This window comes from Xanthomonas sp. WHRI 6108, from assembly GCF_040202385.2.
Classification (GTDB): domain Bacteria; phylum Pseudomonadota; class Gammaproteobacteria; order Xanthomonadales; family Xanthomonadaceae; genus Xanthomonas; species Xanthomonas arboricola.
Map to the genome: position 1 here is coordinate 1,317,149 of NZ_CP168198.1, position 15,992 is coordinate 1,333,140.

The window sequence follows — 15,992 nt, forward strand, 5'->3', positions numbered from 1 at the left end:
GACATGGAGCAGTACGTGCGGAAAAGGATTTTCATTGCGGCCTTGGGGTTGCTGATGGCTGCCGGCAATGCCGCAGCGCAGGTGGATGTTGGCGCCTATATCAAAAAAGACAAGTTTGCCGATATCAAGCTATCGCCCAGCGGCGCGTTTTTCGCCGCTACCGTACCGATGGAAGACAAGACCGCCCTGGCGATCGTGCGGCGTTCGGACAACAGCATGGGCGCGACCTTTGTGCTGGAGAAGAACACGTATGTGAGCGACTTTGCCTGGGTCAGCGAGACGCGTGTGTTGATCTCCATCGCACAGAAATACGGTCTGCTCGACAAGCCGTTGCCGACCGGCGAGCTGTATGCCATCAATGCCGATGGCACTGGTGTCGAGTTGCTGGTGGGCTATCGTGCTCGAGGCACCGGGCTTGGCACCAATATCAAGGTCAAGAAAACCGAAGCAGTTGCCGCATTCCTCACCGATACCTTGCCCGACGACGATCGCAACGTGGTCGTCGGCATCTGGCCGTTGTCAGGGCAGGACCCGTACACGCGCGCAGAAAAGCTCGACGTCAACACAGGTCGGCGCCTTCCGCTGGCGCGTGCCCCGATTCAGCGCGCCAGCTTCACCACCGACCACCATGGCGAGGTGCGTTTTGCGCAGGGCGCAGGCTCGGACAATGTCAGCAAGCTGTATTACCGCGTTGGTGGTGGAACCGAGTGGACGCTGCTCAACGACGAACAGGCCAGCGGCCGCATCGAAACCCCACTGGGCTTTTCGCAGGACGAGCGCATTGCCTACCTGCGCGTGCAGGCTGCCGATGGCCCCGATGCGATCGTGGCTTGGGACATCCAGGCCAATCGCCGTGAACAGGTGCTGCGTGACGCAGTGGCCGATCCCCTGGGCGTCATCTATCGCAACGGCACCACGATCCCGGTGGGTGCCATTTTCATGGCTGACCGTCCGCGCAGCCGCTTTTTCGACGAGCAGGGCCCCGAGGCGCGGATGTATCACAGCCTGGAGGCCGCCTTCGCCGGCAACGCCGTGCGTATCACCTCCAGTACCAGCGATGGCCGCTACGTCATGTTGCAGGTCGATTCGGGCAGCAATCCCGGCGATTTCTATGTGTTCGACACGCAGGAGAAAAAAGCCCAGCACGTGATCAGCCGGCGCGACTGGTTCGATCCCGAGCGCACCGCGACCGTGCAGCCCATCGCGCTGCAGGCACGCGATGGCGTGCCGTTGCATGGCTACCTCACGTTGCCGCGCACCGGCGCGGCGAACAACCTGCCGATGGTGGTGATGCCGCATGGCGGCCCATTCGAAATATTCGACAGCTGGCAGTTCGACGACGACGCGCAGTTGCTGGCGCAGGCCGGCTACGCGGTGCTGCAGATCAATTTCCGTGGTTCCGGCAATTACGGCCGCGCTTTCCAGCATGCCGGCGCGCGCCAGTGGGGCGGCACCATGCAGGACGACGTCACCGACGCCACGCGCTGGGCGGTGACGCAGGGCTATGCAGATGCGCGCAAGATCTGCATCTTTGGTGCAAGTTATGGTGCGTATGCAGCCCTGATGGGGGCAGCCAAGGAACCTGGGTTGTATGCCTGCGCGGCCGGCTATGTCGGCGTCTACGACCTGCCGATGATGTTCACCAGCGGCGACATCCAGAAGCGCGGCTCAGGCGAAAACTATCTGAAACAATGGCTGGGCGATCCGGCAACCCTGGCCGCACGCTCGCCGGTCCATCTGGCCAAGCAGATCAAGGTTCCGGTGTTCCTGGCGGCCGGTGGCGAAGACGAGCGCGCGCCGATCCAGCACAGCAAGCGCATGGAGGCGGCATTGCGCCAGGCCGGAACGCCGGTGGAGACCTTGTACTACGACACCGAAGGCCACGGGTTCTATACCGAGCCGCATCGGCGTGCGTTCTATACGCAGTTGCTGGCGTTTCTGGCCAAGTCGCTGGGTGGTGCCAAAGCGAACTGACCGCGTCAACGCACGCATATCCGGATCTTGTCGACCGCGCCATCCATGATGGCCGTCGCTACGCGACCGGCGGGGCAGCCCGCCGCAAGGCGATGACGCAAAAGCGCGGGTGAATAGCGGCCGTGACGGGGCAGCGTCATCCGGCCGGTCTGTGCTACACCATGCACTCCGGCGCGGCCGCGCTGGCTTACCTTTCATCCACGAGGCGATCATGAAGTTGGAGGCGTTGTTCGACCAGTTGCACACCTTGCCCACCGTACCCGAGGTGGCGCAGGACCTGATTGCCCGGTTCGACGATCCGGCAACCAACATCGATGTGCTGGCGCACACCATCGAGCGCGATCCGGTGATCGCCGCCAAGGTGCTGCGGCTTGCCAATTCGGCGCGCTTCCACGGCCTGCGCGACTCCACCAGCGTGGAAGACGCGGCCATGCGGCTGGGCTTCAACACGCTGCGCACCCTGGTGCTGGCCTCGGCGATGACGGGTGCGTTCCGCGCCGGCCCGGGCTTCGATCTGAAGGCGTTCTGGCGGCACAGTTTCGAGGTGGCCGGCATCTGCCGTCTGCTGGCGCGCCAGCACGGCGTGGATCCGGAAACCGCGTTTACCTGCGGCATGATGCACAACATCGGCGAGCTGCTGATCCAGTCCGGCGCGCCGGATTACGCCAGCCGCATCAATCACGACAGCTCATCGGCCGGCCATGCCGCCGAAGAAACCCTGCAGCTGGGCTTTGGCTACCCGGAAGTCGGCGCCGAGCTGGTGCGTCGCTGGCAGCTGCCTGTCGTCATCCAGGAAGCGATCGCCTATCAGGTCCGCCCGGCCGCTGCCCCGGAAGGTGCGCGGATGCCGCTGCTGGTGGCCCAGGCGGTGCAGGTGTCCGACGCGCTGCGTGCACATGGTGGCGCCACGCCGGCGGCGTTGGAGGCGGTGCGCGGTCCGTTGATGGACACCGTGGATCTGGATGCCTTGTTCGCCGCGTTGCCGGACGTGATCGAGGCCGACCGCGCGTTTGCCGAACTGCTGCATTGATCGGACAGCCGCGCTGACGTCGCCAGCGTCGGCGCAGCCGCTGACGCACCATCGCGGGCAGCAGATCCCTGACGTGCAGGAAAAACGGCAACGCCCAGCAATCACGACGACAGCGATATACGGCAACGCGTGCCCGCCGCTGCAGCAGCAGACCAGTCGGCCCTTACGGGCGCGCGGCCTCATCCGCGACCCCTCATCAGCGCATTGTCCCGCCAGCACGGGCGGCAGGCGACCGCCGGTACGAGCGATGGGCGTGATGACGAGTCCATCGCTCGTTGTCACCTATCGGCCATGGCGCGCGTCGCTCATGGCGCCTCCGTCGGTCGACGAGCCGGAAGACCGCATCGCCGCACCCTGACGCCGTATGCCGCTGGTCTGCATGCCATGCAGCAGTGTCCGCCACCTCCACACCGTGCGACCTATGCGCTTGCAATCCGCATGCGCGATGCAGTCGCCGGCACACGCTGGTACACGCCGGTTGTCCCCGTCGCCACATCCCCGGGCATTCCAGCCGCCACAGCAGGCACAGTGTCACACCGCGGCGCAGCTGGACGGAACCCCGTGTAGGCGCTAGCGTGGTCCGGATTTTTTGCCACAGGGGAACTGCCCATGAGCCATGACGCGCAGCCGCGCCAGCTCACCTTCCGCGCCGTCGTGCTGGCCATCGTGCTGGCGGTGGTGCTTTCGGCCGCCAACGCCTATCTCGGCCTGTTTGCGGGCCTGACCATCGCCACCGCCATTCCGGCTGCGGTCGTCTCGATGGGCGTGCTGCGCCTGCTCGGCGGCGGCACCATTCTGGAAAACAACATCGTCCAGACCGGTGCCTCGGCTGGTTCATCGATCGCCGCCGGGGTGATCTTCACCATCCCCGCGTTGGTGATCATGGGCTATTGGCCTGACTTCAAATACTGGTGGGTGCTCGGCATCGCCGGTATGGGCGGCTTGCTCGGGGTGCTGTTCTCGGTGCCGTTGCGGCGCTCGATGATCGTCGAAGACCCGCTGCCGTTCCCCGAAGGCAAGGCGGCGGCCGAGGTGCTCAAGGCCGGTGAAAACCCCGGCCCGGGCCTGAAGATCCTGGCGATGTCCGGTGCGATCGGCGCGCTGGTCAAGCTGGGTGCGGCCAGCGGCCTGCGGGTGATCCCGGACACCTGGGCGCAGGCCACCTACCTGGGCAGCAGCCGGCTGGTCGGCTATCTGGGCACCAACCTGTCGCCGGCGCTGCTGGGCGTGGGCTACATCGTCGGCCTGAATGTCGGCATCGTGGTGCTGTCCGGGTCGATCCTGTCCTGGCATATCGCCATTCCGCTGTATCAGCAGTTCTTCATGGGCAGCGACCCGGCCCTGGCGCAGAGCCTGGTCGGCGCGCCGGCGGCCGACGCGGCATTCGGCATCTGGGGCGCGAAGATCCGTTACCTGGGTGTCGGCGCGATGCTGATCGGCGGCGTATGGACGCTGTTCTCGCTGCGCAAGTCGCTGTTGTCCGGCGTCAAGAGCGGCTTTGCCGCCGCGCGCAAGAGCGGTGGCGGTGTGGTCGCCGAGACCGAGCGCGACCTGCCGATGAAGTGGATGCTGGCGGCGCTGGTGCTGTGCACCTTGCCGCTGCTGGGCCTGTACCAGGCGATCGTGCAGCAGTGGCACGTGTCGATCCCGATGACCATCATCATGATCGTGGCCGGCTTTCTGTTCGTGTCGGTGTCCGGCTATCTGGCCGGCCTGATCGGTTCGTCCAACAACCCGGTCTCGGGAATCACCATTTCCACCATCCTGTTCGCCTCGGCGGTGCTGGTGCTGTTGCTCGGCAAGGATGGTCTGGTGCCGGTCGGCATCGGCGCGGCGCCGTTGGGTGCGGTGGCGGCGATCATGATCGGCGCGGTGGTGTGTTGCGCGGCAGCGGTGGGCGGCGACAACCTGCAGGATCTCAAGGCCGGCTATCTGGTCGGCGCCACGCCATGGAAGCAGCAACTGATGCTGGGCATCGGCGCGTTTTCCTGCGCACTGATCATGGCGCCGGTGTTGAACCTGCTGGCGCAGGCCTACGGCATTGGCCCGGCCACGCCGCAGCACCCCAACTCGCTCGCTGCACCGCAGGCCACGCTGATGGCCTCGGTCGCCAAGGGCCTGTTCGGCGGGCAGCTGCCGTGGTCGATGATTGCCATCGGTGCCGCAGTGGGCGCGGCGATCATCGCGCTGGACGAATGGCTGAAGAAGACCGGCAAGCGCTTCCGTGTGCCGGTGCTGGCGGCGGCGATCGGTATCTACCTGCCGCTGGAGCTGATGGTGCCGATCTTCCTCGGCGGCCTGATCGCGCACCTGGTGGAGCGCTTCCACAAGATCCGCGCCGACGACGAAGATGGCCGCGACCGTGTGCATCGCCCGGGCGTGCTGTTCGCCGCCGGCCTGATCACCGGCGAGGCGTTGATGGGGATCGCCATCGCGGTGCCGATCGTGCTGTCCAGCCGCGCCGATGTGCTGGCGTTGCCGGCCGGCCTGCAGCTCAACCAATGGTTCGGCCTGGCGATTCTCGCCCTGGTCGGCTGGCTGCTGTACCGCGTCGGCAAGCGCGGCGAACAGACCGCCTGAGGGTGACGCTTCACCAAGGCATGCGCCCGCGCGCTGCCTCTCGACGGACACGCATCGCTGGATGCGTGTCCGTTTTTCGTTGTGGCATTGAAACCGGATTGCCGCAGTTCTGATTGCCTTGCCGCAGACGCGGTTCGAATGCGGCCCTGCTGCCGAACGCGCAAGTGCAGCAGCATGCCGGCAAGGCATGGTGCACCGAATCGATGCCGTGACCGCACAGCGGCACATCCAGTTCAAACATTCCTGCATGCTCGTGCATTGCCACCGTGAGCGGACCTGCATTGCCGGTGCAGGGCAACGTCGTTGGCGCATCTGGTCAATCAGCTGACACGACGAGCGCAGCTGCACCGCGCCAACGCATCAAGCGTTTGCCGATCGCGCAATGCACGCACAACGCTCAGGCCATCGCGTCTGCACCACCGCAGCGCCTTTGCGCCGGCTTTACGCCCCACCCAGGCCTCGTGCATAGCGACTTTATGCGGCTGCTCCGTATCGTGCCGTCTCCCGCACCGATGGTGCACCACGGCGACCGCATGCCTCGATCGATCCCGGTGACGCGCCACGGCGCAGCTCATCGCACCGCCTGACCCCCATAAATGATGGGTGTGGAAAAGCGACTCACATCACGCTGTGCGACATCCGCACACTGTTGAGGCCGCTTTTGTCACCGACAGCGTTTTCGGACCTGCCGACGCCTATAAGATCGATTGGCAACACGCCGCCCTCCAGCGGCCATGCAGTCGTTCGACATCCACGCGCATTCCCCCTCCCACTGCTGGCCGTTCACGCGATCTGGCCAGCGTCTTGCCATGGAAACCACTGCAATGCTGACTGCTGCTATCTCCCACCGTTCCACCCGCGCACGCCGTGCCCCCGTGTTGAGTATCGCCCTGGCCGGTGTGCTGTGCAGCCTTGCGCTGCAGGTGCAGGCACAGGAGGCCACCGACGCGGCGCTGTGTACCGATCGCCCGACCAAGGCCAATTCCACCTGTACCGTGCCTACCGGCGCCTGGCAGCTGGAAACCGACATCGGCAGCTACACGCGCGACAGCCAGCCCGGCACGCGCGTCGAAACCTTGGTGTTCACCAACCCCACGCTCAAGTACGGCGTCAGCGACCGCATCGATCTGCAGCTCAACTGGGCGCCGCAGCTGCAGGTCAAGACCACCGACCGCGCCACCGGTGCGCGCAGCAGCCTGAGCGGCGGCGGCGACATCTATCTGCGCATGAAGGCGCGTTTCTACGAAAGCGACACCGCCACCGTCGCGGTGCTGCCGTTCGTCAAGGCGCCGACCGCGCGCACCGGTCTGGGCAACGACGAGTGGGAAGGCGGCGTCGCATTGCCGATCAATTTCGCGCTGCCCAACAGCTTCTCGCTGACCTTCGGGCCCGAGGTGGATTGGTTGGCCGACAGCGATGGCAGCGGCAAGCATGTTGCGCTGATCAACGCGATCAATCTGGCGCATCCGCTCACCTCGAAGTTGTCGATGGCGGTGGAAGTGTGGTCCTCGATCAACCGCGATCCGGCGCAGACCATCGAGCAGTATTCGGCCGACATCGCCGCTGCGTATCTGCTCAATCCGCTGCTGCAGCTGGATGTAGGCGCCAATTTCGGCCTCAACGACCGCACCCCGGACGCGCAGGTGTATGTGGGCATGTCGCACCGCTTCTGACGCGCGCAGCGCGCGCTGCGCACACAAAACGCCACTGCGGTCCGCGCCTGTGCGGACTGCAGTGTTCCGCAGGAAACCGCTTCAGATATGTAATAACTGCCCGGTGCGGTGCGACACTATGTCGTCAGTCTGCCGGGCATGCCGGTGCCGGTCTCGCCAGAGGTACGCGGGCCGGGGAGGGGAGTGACAGAAAGTGGGCAGTGATGCTGCCTCTACTGGCCGCCGTGCGGGCACCTTGCAGCATCCAGATCGGAATGCCGGGCGCAGTGCAGGGCGGAATCTCCTGATCGAGGTGTTGCAACGTGGAAACGAAATCGAAGTTGCCGGTCCCGGGCCGGGCATTGCTGCTGGTGCTGGGCATGCTGGTCGCGCTGGTGGGGCTGATCTTTCTGCTGGGTGGCGCGAGGTTGGCCAGCCTGGGCGGCAGCTGGTACTTCCTGCTGATGGGCCTGGCGACCGTCGTGGCCGGGGTCTTGATCGTGCTGCGTCGGCCGGCCGGTGCGCTGGTGTACGGCGTCGCCTTCGCGCTGACGCTGGTGTGGGCGCTGTGGGATGCGGGGCTGGAGTTCTGGCCGCTGGTCTCGCGGCTGATGCTGCCTGCGGGGTTCGCCGTGCTGGTGGCACTGGCCTGGCCAGCGCTGCGGCGCAGCCGGGCGTTGCCGAGCGGGCGCACGGCCTATGGTGTGGCGACGGTGCTGGCGCTGGCGGTAGTGGCCGGGATCGGCGGCATGTTCGTGCCGCATCCGCCGGTCGCAGGCAACGCGGGGCCGGGCATGACGGCGGTGCCGCCTGGAAGCGTGCAACAGAACTGGTCCGCCTACGGCAATACCGATGGCGGCAGCCGCTTCGCTGCGCTGGACCAGATCAACCGCAGCAACGTCGACCGGCTGCAGGTCGCCTGGACCTACCACACCGGCGAGATCGCCAACAGCGACGGCAACGGTGCCGAAGACCAGCTGACCCCGCTGCAGGTGGGCGAGAAGGTGTTCCTGTGCACACCGCACAACAATCTGATTGCGCTCGACGCCAGCACCGGCAAGCAGCTGTGGCGGCGCGAGATCAATGCGACCTCGTCGGTCTGGCAGCGCTGCCGTGGCCTGGGCTACTTCGACGCCGACGCGGCGTTGACGACGCCGAGCGTGGCCAATCCCTCGCCGATCGCCGCGGTAACCGTGGCGCAGGACGCCAACTGCCGTCGCCGCCTGTTCACCAACACCATCGATGGTCGCCTGATCGCGGTGGATGCGGACACCGGTGCGTTCTGCCAGGGCTTCGGCAGCAACGGTCAGGTCGATCTCAAGGCCGGCCTGGGCGCTGCGCCGGATCCGTTCTACCAGCTGACCTCGCCGCCACTGGTGGCCGGCACCACCGTAGTGGTGGGCGGACGCGTAGCCGACAACGTGCAGACCGACATGCCTGGTGGCGTGGTGCGCGGTTTCGATGTGGTCACCGGCGCGCAGCGCTGGGCCTTCGACCCGGGCAATCCGCACGACCGCCAGGCGCCGGCCGCCGGCAGCAGCTATGTGCGCAGCACGCCGAACGTGTGGGCACCGATGTCCTACGACGCGGCGATGAACACCGTGTTCCTGCCGCTGGGCGGGCCGTCGACCGATCTGTACGGCGCCGAGCGCACCGCGCTCGATCACCGTTACGGCGCCTCGGTGCTGGCGCTGGATGCCACCACCGGTGCGGAGAAGTGGGTCTACCAGACCGTGCACAACGATCTGTGGGATTTCGACCTGCCGATGCAGCCCAGCCTGATCGACTTCCCCAACCCGGACGGTAGCCACACCCCGGCGGTGGTCATCGGCACCAAGGCCGGGCAGATCTACGTGCTCGACCGCGCCACCGGTAAGCCGCTGACCGAGGTCAGGGAAGTACCGGTGAAAGGCTCGGATATTGCACACGAGCAGTACGCGCCGACCCAGCCGCTGTCGGTCGGCATGCCGCAGATCGGCACCAAGCACCTGACCGAATCGGACATGTGGGGCGCCACTGCGATCGACCAGATGCTGTGCCGCATCGCGTTCAAGCAGATGCGTTATGAAGGCCTGTACACCGCGCCGGGCACCGATGTCTCGCTGAGTTTTCCCGGCTCGCTGGGCGGCATGAACTGGGGAGGCCTGTCGACCGACCCGGTGCATGACGTCATCTTCGCCAACGACATGCGCCTGGGCTTGTGGGTGCAGATGATTCCCGCCGACACCCGCAAGGCCGAGGCGGCCGGTGGTGGCGAGGCCGTCAATACCGGCATGGGCGCCGTGCCGCTGAAGGGCACGCCGTATGCGGTCAACAAGAACCGCTTCCTGTCGGCGCTGGGTATCCCGTGCCAGGCGCCGCCGTACGGCACGCTCAGCGCGATCGACCTCAAGACGCGCAGCATCGCCTGGCAGGTGCCGGTGGGGACGGTGCAGGACACCGGCCCGTTCGGCATCAAGATGCATCTGCCGATCCCGATCGGCATGCCGACGCTGGGCGGCACGCTGTCCACCCAGGGCGGGCTCGTGTTCATCGCCGGCACCCAGGACTACTATCTGCGCGCGTTCGACAGTGCCACCGGCAAGGAACTCTGGAAGGGCCGCTTGCCGGTCGGCAGTCAGGGCGGGCCGATGACCTACGTCTCGCACAAGACCGGCAAGCAGTACGTGGTGATCAGTGCCGGCGGTGCGCGGCAGTCGCCCGATCGGGGCGATGACGTGATCGCCTACAGCTTGCCTGACGCGCACTGACACCGCCCACTTTTGACCACGTCGCCAGCTGCGTCGGCGTGGTCATGGAGCGGCCGACAAACCTCGCGCGTGCCCGGCTGACCGCTGCGCACTCGCGTCAGCCGCTGTTGGCTGCAACCCGACGGCCGGGTGTCTCGCACATCCCGGCCAACGTTACCGTTACCGCAGCGGCGCTTTGGCACACCGCCATGCATCGCCACCGCTGGCCGTGCACGCTGCCCCGATCAGAGAACCACGATGCATCGTCTGTCTTTCCTCCCGCGCCGCAGTGCGCTGGGCTACGCCTTGTTGCTGGCACTGCCGGCCACCGCAGTCGCTGCGGGCGATACCACGCTGACCGGCGACTGGGGTGGGCGCCGGTCCGCCTGGGCCGAGCAAGGCGTGAGCGTCCGCGGCGACTACGTGTCCGAGACGTTTGGCGTGGTGGATGGCGGCTACGAAAACACCAGCGCGCGCTATGCGCAGCAATTGCGGGTGGGCGTGGATCTGGACATGGCCAAGCTCGCCGGCTGGGGCGGTGGCAGCCTGCACGTCACCATCAACGACCGCCGCGGCCGCAGTACCTCCGCCGACCTGGTCGGCAATCGCTTCCCCATCCAGGAAGTGTACGGAGGCCAGTACACCCGCCTGAGCGAGTTCAGCTACGACCGCAGCTTCAACCAGGGCAGGACGTATCTGAAACTGGGCTTCTATGCGATGGGCAACCAGTTCGCCTCGCATACGTTGCTGGTGAACTTCGTCAATGCTGCGTTCTGCGCGCATCCGCTGGCGTTTTCGGCCAATAGCGGCTGGTACAACTATCCGGCCGCGCGCTGGGGCATCGAAGGCGCGCAGCAGCTGACCCCGCAGCTCAACCTGCATGCCGGCTGGTTTCAGGTCAACCCGAATCTGGGCTTCGGTGCCCGCGACACCTACGCGTTCGAGCCGTTCGCCAGCGGCACCACCGGTGCGATCTTCCCGCTCGAATTTACCTGGAAGCCGGCCACCGCACGCTACCCGGGCGTGTACAAGTTCGGTGGCTACTACGACTCCTCGTCGGTACCCAGGCATGGGCTGGATACCAGCCGCAGCACCGGCCGCGACGGCGCCTATCTGCTGGTCGAACAGAAACTGTTCACCCCGGGAGCGGACCCCGGCATCGGCCTGACCGGATTCGCCCAGTACATGGCCAGCGATCACGACAGTGCGCTGATGACACGGTGGTATTCGGTTGGCGGGGTGTACCAGGGCATCGGCACGCGCACGCAGGACCGCATCGCACTCGGCTATGTGGCCGGCAGGATCAATCATCGGCTGCTCGATGCACGCCGCGCAGAACTGATCGATGCCGGCGTGGCGGCCGATTCGCCACTGGTCGGGCTGAGCGCTGCCGAAGAGCTCTACGAGCTCGCCTACAGCGCGCAGATCACGCCGTGGCTGATGTTGCGCCCGGACCTGCAATACATCGTCAACCCCGGGACCTACGCCTATACCCACACGCGCAACGCAGTGGTGGTCGGGCTGCAGGCCAAACTCACGTTCTGAGTGCGTGCCCACAGCGTGGCGCGCCGTTGCCGCACGGCGCACCACGCGCTGTGCGCATTCGGCGCCTTGCAGGGCGGCCACGTGCGGCGCGCGCATGACCTTGTGCCTTTGCGCGTGCGCCGCAGCAACGCCTACCATCGACGTTTTGCCGTTGCAGGAACTCTCGATGAAGCTTCGTTACGCCGTGCTGCCCCTGTGTCTGTTGACCGCCTTGCCAAGTCTTGCCGCTGCGCGCGGATTCGATGTGCGCGACATGGTCGCGCTGGACCGGGTGTCTTCGCCCACGCTCAGCCCCGACGGCAGCGTGCTGGTGTTCGCCAAGCGGCAGGCCAAGAGCAGCAACGGCAAGCCGGCCACCGGCCTGTGGACGCGCAATCTGCGTACCCGCGATGCCGCGCCGCCCAGGCGGCTCACTCCCGACGGCTGGAACGTCAACAGCCCGGCGCTGTCGCCGGACGGCAAGACGGTGTACTTCCTCAGCAGTAAATCCGGTACGCAGCAGCTGTACGCGCAGCCGCTGGCCGGCGGCGCTCCGCAGCAGTTGACCGGCTTTGCGGTGGATGTGGACAGCTACAAGCTCTCGCCCGACGGCAAGCGCATCGCCTTCAGTGCCGGCGTGTTCCAGGACTGCGGCTCGGACCTGGGTTGCACCAAGAGCAAGCTCGCCAACCTCAAGAGCGCCAAGGCCAGCGGCGTGGTCTACGACCAGTTGTTCGTGCGGCATTGGGATACCTGGAACGATGGCCGACGCAACACCTTGTTCGTCGCCGACCTGCCGGCTGCCGGCGGCAAGGCCGTGGCCGGTGCCTCGGCGATCAGCGCCACGCTGGCCGGCGATGCGCCCTCCAAGCCGTTCGGCGGCAACGACGATTACGCCTGGTCGCCCGACGGCGGCAGTGTGGTGGCCAGCGTGCGCGTGCCGCAGCCGCATGGACCGGAAACCGGCAAGAAGGCAAGCGCCGGCGCCAAGCCCACCGGCAACGACGAGCCGTGGCAGACCAACTTCGACCTGTACCGCCTGGATGCGGCCGGCAAGGCCGCGCCGGTCAATCTGACCGCGTCCAACCCGGCCTGGGATGCCGGCCCGGTGTTCAGCAGCGACGGCAAGACGCTGTACTACCGCGCGATGAAACGCCCCGGTTTCGAAGCCGACCGCTTCGGCCTGATGGCGATGGACGTGGCCAGCGGCAAGAGCCGCGAGATCGCCCCCAAGTGGGACCGCTCGGCCGGCGAGATCGTCTTGAGCGCCGATGGCGCCAGCCTCTACACCAGCGCCGATGACCTCGGCGAGCATCCGTTGTTCAAGATCGACATCGCCAGCGGCCAGGCGACCAAGCTGGTGGGCGAGGGCAGCGTGCATGCGCCGACCCTGGCCGGCAACACGCTGGCGTTCACCCGCAACTCGCTCAAGAGCGGCGACCAGGTCTTTGTCAGCGATGTGCAGGGCCAGGGTCTGCGTGCGATCACCCAGAGCGCCGGCGAGTTGCTGCCGGAGGTGCAGTTCGGCGATTACGAGCAGTTCCAGTTCAAGGGCTGGAACAACGACACCGTGCACGGCTACGTGGTCAAGCCGTACAACTACCAGGAAGGCAAGACCTACCCGGTGGCATTCCTGATCCACGGCGGGCCGCAGGGCAGCTTCGGCAACGGCTGGAGCAACCGCTGGAATCCGCAGACCTACGCCGGCCAGGGCTATGCGGTGGTGATGATCGACTTCCACGGCTCCACCGGCTACGGCCAGGAATTCACCGATGCGATCAGCCAGCATTGGGGCGACCGCCCGCTGGAAGACCTGCAGAAGGGCTGGACCGCCGCGCAGAAGCAGTACGGCTTCCTCAATGGCGACAAGGCCTGCGCGCTGGGTGCCAGCTATGGCGGCTACATGGTCTATTGGATGGCTGGCAACTGGAATCAGCCGTGGAAGTGCCTGGTCGACCACGACGGCGTGTTCGACAACCGCACCATGGGCTACGCCACCGAGGAACTGTGGTTCAGCGAATGGGAAAACGGCGGCACGCCGTGGCAGAACCCGGCCGGCTACGAGAAGTTCAACCCGGTGCTGCACGTGGACAAGTGGAAGGTGCCGATGCTGGTCATCCACGGCCAGCAGGATTTCCGCATCCCGGTCGAGCAGGGCCTGGCCGCGTTCACCGCGCTGCAGCGCAAGGGTATCGATTCCAAGTTCCTGTACTTCCCGGACGAGAATCACTGGGTACTCAAGCCGGACAACAGCGTGCTGTGGCATGACACCGTCAACAGCTGGCTGAAGCAGCATATTGGCCAGTGAGGTCGCGACCGGCACGCCGCCTGGAGCGGCGTGCCGGTTGGTGCGGCGATGACGCGTGAGACCTCGGCCTTTGATGCGGGTCGCAGGGTGGTTCGGTTTGCTCAGTTCGGCAGCTGATCGCGTTTGGCCAACTGGCCTTCGACGATCTGCAGGATCTCCGCCACCGCGATGCCGAACGAGCCGGCATTGCCGGCATCGAAGGCGGCCTTCCATTCTGCATAACCCGGCAGGTAATCCTGATTGGGCGCGGCAGTGCCGACGTGTTCGGCAGCGCTGCGCTCCAGGGTCTGCGCGATCACCGGGATGTGCGGCAGCGCGTCCAGGATCCCAGCGGGCAATCCTGCGTGACGTACCTGGATGTCGCTGATGCTCACGTGCAGGATCTGGCCGCCGTGGGGATGCACATCGATCTGGTTGATCAGCAGCAGCGGGGTCTCGGTTGCGGTGCGCCCACGGCAGCGCCAGAGCTGGCCGACCGCATAGGCGGGAGAGGTGGTGTCGGACATCGGGTACTCCACGATCAAACCGCAATGATGCAACGCGCTTGCGGAGATGGCGACTCTGCCGGCATGCCGGGGTTGGTCCGGCGTTCGACCCGAGGTCTGCGCAATCGCGCTTCGCCCGTCAGACGATGTTCGGAAGTGGCGCATTGAACTCGATTACGCTTTTTCAGGATGAGTCCGCTTGTAGCGGACCGAGATGGCCTGATCACCGCATCTGGCTGAATGCCAGCGTGAGCCAGCAGTGCCGCAGTACACGCAAGCCATGTCAAAATAGCGATTCTTTAACTTCCTCAACTCCCTGCCAGGATCGCAAGGACCGTTTGCATGCGCACCTTGTTCCGCCCCTCATTGTGGGCGCTCGCCCTCGTCTGTAGTCCTGCCCTGAATGCCGCATCGCGGCCCGCCGCCGTGCCTGCGCGCGCGCCCGTGTCTGCGACTGCCGCGGTTGGCACCGATGCGGTGGCCAGCGATCCGGGCGTGCCACTGCCGGCCACGCTGAAGCCCGGCATGGGCTACCGCGCGTTTGCGCAGGCGGTGATGGAGCAGGGCTGGCAGCTGGTGGATCCGCTCGCCGCCGACAGCTGCATGGCCGCCGGCGATTGCGCTGTCGAGTTCATCGCACCCGGCGGCAGTGCACGCCTGCAGGTGCAGGTTGGCTCGCAGTCCGGCGCGGCGGTGGTCAGTGGCTGGCGCGCGCAGCAGGTGCCGCTGGATCGCATCGGCAACCCCACCGCTGCGGCGGTGGACAGCAAGGCTGCGCCGGCCGCGTCCAAGGTGGCCGACAACCCGCGCTGAGCCAGTGCGCCGGCGTCTGGGGCGCGCGGCGTATCATGGCGCTGCATGCGCTGCGGCCTGCATCGGTGGCGCGCGTCAGCGCCAGCTGCGTCTTTCCTGATCCCGAGTCCAGTCCCGCATGACCTCCATGAAGAGCATCGATCCTGCCGATCTGGAAGCGTTGTTCGATGCGGTGCCGGACGTGCTGTTCTTCGTCAAGGATCGCGAGGGCCGCTATACCCACGTCAACCAGACCATGCTGCGGCGCCTGGGCCTGAAATCGCGCAAGGAATTGATCGGCAAGCGCGTTGCCGAGGTCTATCCCAGCGGGCTGGGCGCCAACTACGCCAATCAGGACGAGCAGGTGCTGGCCGGTGAAGTGATCGACAACCTTCTGGAACTGCATCTGTTCGCCAACCGCGAACCGGGCTGGTGCCTGACCTGCAAACGTCCGCTGCTGGTCGACGGCAAGGTGCAGGGCATCATCGGCATCTCGCGCGATCTGGGGCCGCAGGACGGGCACGAATCGCAGTACGAAAAACTGCGGCTCGCGCTGGCGTACCTCAACGCCAACTACGCGCAGAACGTGCGCATGCAGGCGCTGGTGGAGATCACCGGGTTTTCGATGTCCAAGCTGCAACGCTCGTTCCGCAAGGTGTTCCAACTCACCCCGCAACAGGTGCTGGCCAAGCTACGCCTGCAGATGGCCATGCATCTGCTGCACGGAAACAAGAGCCTCACCGAAATCGGGCATGCCTGCGGTTTCAGCGATCAGAGCGCCTTCGCACGGCAGTTCAAGCTGGCGGTCGGCATGACGCCACGCGAGTACCGCGCGCTGGCGAACGCGGCGCAGTTTCCTGCCGAACCGGCTTAGCGCATCCGACAAGACGACTGCTCAGCTGCTGAATTAGCCGAGCA

General features: G+C 66.1%; 11 protein-coding genes. 9 read left to right on the plus strand and 2 right to left on the minus strand.

Annotated elements, in window-relative coordinates:
• Positions 1-95 precede the first annotated feature (95 nt).
• On the minus strand, positions 96-299 hold the full coding sequence (locus ABQ039_RS05725) for a hypothetical protein (protein WP_080715734.1): 204 nt from the start codon (positions 297-299) through the stop codon (positions 96-98).
• An 82-nt stretch (positions 300-381) separates the two neighbouring features.
• On the opposite strand from ABQ039_RS05725, the gene ABQ039_RS05730 reads away from it, so the two are divergent.
• The 7 genes from ABQ039_RS05730 to ABQ039_RS05760 all read left to right on the plus strand — a co-directional run bounded on the left by ABQ039_RS05730 (position 382) and on the right by ABQ039_RS05760 (position 13,797).
• The gene (locus ABQ039_RS05730; RefSeq protein ID WP_349778574.1) at positions 382-1,974 is read left to right on the plus strand and encodes a S9 family peptidase; all 1,593 of its coding nucleotides are present in this window, start codon (positions 382-384) and stop codon (positions 1,972-1,974) included.
• A 211-nt stretch (positions 1,975-2,185) separates the two neighbouring features.
• Positions 2,186-3,004, plus strand: a complete 819-nt coding sequence (locus tag ABQ039_RS05735) for an HDOD domain-containing protein (RefSeq protein WP_104560795.1) — start codon at positions 2,186-2,188, stop codon at positions 3,002-3,004.
• A gap of 609 nt (positions 3,005-3,613) precedes the next feature.
• Positions 3,614-5,584, plus strand: coding sequence for an OPT family oligopeptide transporter (locus ABQ039_RS05740; RefSeq protein WP_054590889.1), 1,971 nt, complete (start codon positions 3,614-3,616; stop codon positions 5,582-5,584).
• An 824-nt stretch (positions 5,585-6,408) separates the two neighbouring features.
• Entirely contained in the window at positions 6,409-7,257 is an 849-nt protein-coding gene (locus ABQ039_RS05745; protein ID WP_184611109.1) for a transporter, read from the plus strand.
• A gap of 302 nt (positions 7,258-7,559) precedes the next feature.
• Positions 7,560-9,986, plus strand: a complete 2,427-nt coding sequence (locus ABQ039_RS05750; protein ID WP_311548422.1) for a glucose/quinate/shikimate family membrane-bound PQQ-dependent dehydrogenase — start codon at positions 7,560-7,562, stop codon at positions 9,984-9,986.
• A gap of 237 nt (positions 9,987-10,223) precedes the next feature.
• The gene (locus ABQ039_RS05755; RefSeq protein ID WP_184611107.1) at positions 10,224-11,510 is read left to right on the plus strand and encodes a carbohydrate porin; all 1,287 of its coding nucleotides are present in this window, start codon (positions 10,224-10,226) and stop codon (positions 11,508-11,510) included.
• A gap of 166 nt (positions 11,511-11,676) precedes the next feature.
• Positions 11,677-13,797 carry a S9 family peptidase gene (locus tag ABQ039_RS05760; RefSeq protein WP_184455291.1) on the plus strand — a complete coding sequence of 707 codons (2,121 nt, stop codon included), beginning with the start codon at positions 11,677-11,679 and terminating at the stop codon, positions 13,795-13,797.
• Positions 13,798-13,898: 101 nt separating this feature from the next.
• Here ABQ039_RS05760 and ABQ039_RS05765 read toward each other — a convergent pair whose 3' ends face one another.
• A complete protein-coding gene (locus ABQ039_RS05765; RefSeq protein ID WP_349778568.1) occupies positions 13,899-14,303 on the minus strand; it encodes a hypothetical protein in 405 nt (134 codons plus the stop codon).
• Positions 14,304-14,624: 321 nt separating this feature from the next.
• Between ABQ039_RS05765 and ABQ039_RS05770 the strand changes: the two genes are divergently transcribed.
• Together ABQ039_RS05770 and ABQ039_RS05775 are read left to right on the plus strand one after the other, a co-directional pair.
• A complete protein-coding gene (locus tag ABQ039_RS05770) occupies positions 14,625-15,095 on the plus strand; it encodes a hypothetical protein (protein ID WP_054590892.1) in 471 nt (156 codons plus the stop codon).
• Positions 15,096-15,222: 127 nt separating this feature from the next.
• Positions 15,223-15,948, plus strand: a complete 726-nt coding sequence (locus tag ABQ039_RS05775) for an AraC family transcriptional regulator (protein WP_024939479.1) — start codon at positions 15,223-15,225, stop codon at positions 15,946-15,948.
• Positions 15,949-15,992 lie beyond the last annotated feature (44 nt).

What these genes read in the sequence shown, in the direction of transcription:
- ABQ039_RS05725 (WP_080715734.1), bottom strand. Translation starts at nt 299, where the DNA reads ATGGAGATCAACACACGCGTCTCGCTGACCCAGGCAAAGTCGCTCACA.
- ABQ039_RS05735 (WP_104560795.1), top strand. Translation starts at nt 2,186, where the DNA reads ATGAAGTTGGAGGCGTTGTTCGACCAGTTGCACACCTTGCCCACCGTA.
- ABQ039_RS05740 (WP_054590889.1), top strand. Translation starts at nt 3,614, where the DNA reads ATGAGCCATGACGCGCAGCCGCGCCAGCTCACCTTCCGCGCCGTCGTG.
- ABQ039_RS05745 (WP_184611109.1), top strand. Translation starts at nt 6,409, where the DNA reads ATGCTGACTGCTGCTATCTCCCACCGTTCCACCCGCGCACGCCGTGCC.
- ABQ039_RS05755 (WP_184611107.1), top strand. Translation starts at nt 10,224, where the DNA reads ATGCATCGTCTGTCTTTCCTCCCGCGCCGCAGTGCGCTGGGCTACGCC.
- ABQ039_RS05760 (WP_184455291.1), top strand. Translation starts at nt 11,677, where the DNA reads ATGAAGCTTCGTTACGCCGTGCTGCCCCTGTGTCTGTTGACCGCCTTG.
- ABQ039_RS05765 (WP_349778568.1), bottom strand. Translation starts at nt 14,303, where the DNA reads ATGTCCGACACCACCTCTCCCGCCTATGCGGTCGGCCAGCTCTGGCGC.
- ABQ039_RS05770 (WP_054590892.1), top strand. Translation starts at nt 14,625, where the DNA reads ATGCGCACCTTGTTCCGCCCCTCATTGTGGGCGCTCGCCCTCGTCTGT.
- ABQ039_RS05775 (WP_024939479.1), top strand. Translation starts at nt 15,223, where the DNA reads ATGAAGAGCATCGATCCTGCCGATCTGGAAGCGTTGTTCGATGCGGTG.